Source organism: Mesorhizobium sp. M7A.F.Ca.US.002.01.1.1 (genome assembly GCF_004022955.1).
GTDB lineage: Bacteria > Pseudomonadota > Alphaproteobacteria > Rhizobiales > Rhizobiaceae > Mesorhizobium > Mesorhizobium ciceri.
Genome location: NZ_RZQE01000772.1, coordinates 1 through 1,859, shown reverse-complemented (window position 1 = coordinate 1,859; position 1,859 = coordinate 1). Strand labels below are relative to the sequence as shown.

The 1,859-nt window shown below is 59.5% G+C and carries 2 protein-coding genes; both read right to left on the bottom strand.

Features of this window, described 5'->3' with window-relative positions; genetic code table 11:
- Positions 1 to 561 (bottom strand): hypothetical protein (locus tag EN932_RS35270; protein ID WP_164890817.1); only part of this gene is annotated, 561 nt, incomplete at its 3' end.
- Between the two features lie 5 nt (positions 562 to 566).
- Entirely contained in the window at positions 567 to 1,160 is a 594-nt protein-coding gene (locus tag EN932_RS35265; RefSeq protein WP_127413910.1) for an SOS response-associated peptidase family protein, read from the bottom strand.
- Positions 1,161 to 1,859: the final 699 nt, after the last annotated feature.

Here is a 1,859-nt window from a genome sequence, read left to right as displayed (position 1 = left end):
GTTCTCTGTAACTTGCTGCGCGTCCTCTTCACGCCAAAGGCTTGGCAGATCACGATCAAGGATGTCCTCGATGTGCCTGGGATCGAACACGTGGAAGGTGACGGCCTTGGATCGACCGCGCATCTTCACGGTGCGGGTCCCAATGCTTTGCAGCCGTCCGTCTTTCAGCCACTTGTGACGCTCACGCGAAGAGATCGCAAGGATGTCTTCGGCCTCGCGCGGCAGGACCGGGAGTACTGAGATAGTTTCCAGTGTCTTGGCGATCTTGTTCGAGGCGGCCTCGAACTCTTCGGCATCGTCTTCGCGCATCCGCAATGTCATGCGACCAGTCTCGGCTTTGACGTACTTCCTCACCGCCCAAGGCAGGCGGGCACGTATTTCACGCTCGATACCTTTCGTGCGCACCGACGACCCAAGCGTCGCTGATGGCGGAAGGGGCCACTCGGTAATCAGTGACAACGAGGTGCTGACGCTTTGGCGAGAGCCGCGATCTCGAGGGGCCACAATTGCCGCAGCCAAGCCGCCAAGAATCTTTCGTGTTTGCGCAAAACGCACCGGCATCTGAGCTAGTCGCTTCCTTGTCGCACGGTTTCTACCGCCAGCGACCCGGCCGGCAGGGCCTTCAACAGCTCCACCTCGGGTTTCGTGAGGTGGATCCATGCCGCCCAATTATCCGGGCGCAGAACCACAATCTGGCGATTGTGGATGGGCGCCACGTCCAGGCCGGGTTCCGTCGTCAGCATAGCGAATGTCGGGGGCTTGTTGCCTTCGCCATCGCGCCACAGGCCGGCGATCGCCATGAACGAGGCGCCGTTGAGCGTGAAGCGATGCTTAGCCTTTGGAGACTTCTTTCCCGTGAATTCGAAGAAAGCCGACGCCGGAATAAGGCAGCGCTTGCTGTTGGAGAAGTTCCGTCCTTCCGAGCGGAAGTTGAAGATCGGCCCGCCTTTGGGCCCGGAGGGCGGAAAGGCAAAGGTCATGCGCGTGAGTTCGCTCGTGTCGCCGGCGGCGCGCATGATCGGGGCGAGATCACTGATGCGGATGTCATCCGCCTGCGGCAGATCCAGTTCGGTTTGATAAGTGGGAATGTCGAGCGCCAGCAATTGCATCATCCTGCAATATTCGGCCCAGGCGATATGCTGCTCATAGTCGTTGCACATGGCTGCCCACGCTTTCAGTCAGTTGATGACTTATAACAGATAACGTGGCTTGGCTGCGGCGCCACCATCCGGAGATTTTCCGCTATGCCCGAAATCTCGCGATCTGCTTGAGCATCGCGCAGTTGCCGTGATGACATCGCCGTGGCTCACAATGATGCGCTCAAGGTCTGGTTCATCAGACCATCTGCGGAAAGCCGTGCCCAGCAGGTACCGCCGCCAGGTATGGCTCGCTATGTCTGGACCTTTCCGACACCGCAGTACTGACCGAGATTCTGGCAGAGTTGGCCCGTTCTGGTGCTGGCTCCCGTCTCGATCTGATATGCAAGGTCTGCGATGCCAAGGGCAACGAATCCAGCGATTCAGGGTAGCGTTACGGGTCCTGAGAACCGCGACGTGATGCTTCACCGGCCAACCTGCCATTAAAAAACCCGCCACTGAGGGAGCAGTAACGGGCCTTCCGGTGTTATGCTCGGCCAGGGAAACCGAGCGCAATCCAAACTTCATTTTCGGAGCCATGTTGCAGTGGGTCCGCCCCTGCTGGCGGGCAGAGGCGGACCCGGCCAAGGCTTGGGACCCAGGCCCGGCAGCGGGGGACGCTGCCGCCGTTTCCAACCTGCCTCGACATATCAGGTTCCACTAATGCACAAAAAGCCCGCCACCTTTGAGCAGCGGGCCTTCCAAAGCTGCAATTCTCTTGAT

What these genes read in the sequence shown, in the direction of transcription:
- EN932_RS35265 (WP_127413910.1), bottom strand. Translation starts at nt 1,160, where the DNA reads ATGTGCAACGACTATGAGCAGCATATCGCCTGGGCCGAATATTGCAGG.